1 protein-coding gene is annotated in these 474 nt (G+C 34.2%); it reads left to right on the top strand.

Annotated features, from left to right (window positions below):
• Positions 1-474 (top strand): carboxypeptidase-like regulatory domain-containing protein (locus tag DIU01_RS11890; protein WP_290834729.1); only part of this gene is annotated, 474 nt, incomplete at both ends.

The following is a 474-nucleotide window of genomic DNA, read 5'->3' as shown; positions in this document are numbered from 1 at the left end:
AACCATTAAACAGTTCTAAAGATGATTTTGGATATTTAATCGATGCAAAATCTAGAATTGGTTATGTAACTTCTAATAGAGATGGCGGTCAAGGTAGCGATGATATCTACAGATTTCAAGAAACTAAAAAGTTAGAGTGTGAGCAACTTCTTGCTGGTGTTGTAACTGATCAAGAAACTGGTGCTGTAATTGCAAATGCTAAAGTTACTCTTGAAGATCAAAATCATAAAGTAATCAAAGAATTGATCACTGATTCTGAAGGTAAATTCGATTTCGGAATGGTGGCTTGTGGAACTAAATTTTATTTGATTACACAACGACCAGAATACACTACCAAGGAAACTGCAACTATTACAGCAGAAGAAACTGGAAAAACATTCGTTCCAATCGAACTTGAAAAAGCAGTTAAAAAAGTTACTGTTGGTGACGACGTTGCCAAAGCATTCGGAATAAAAATTATTTATTTCGACCTAG

The sequence above is a fragment of the Flavobacterium sp. genome (genome assembly GCF_003525665.1).
Lineage (GTDB): Bacteria > Bacteroidota > Bacteroidia > Flavobacteriales > Flavobacteriaceae > Flavobacterium.
The sequence above is the reverse complement of the archived record's forward strand: the minus strand, read 5'-3'. Positions and strand labels throughout refer to the sequence as shown.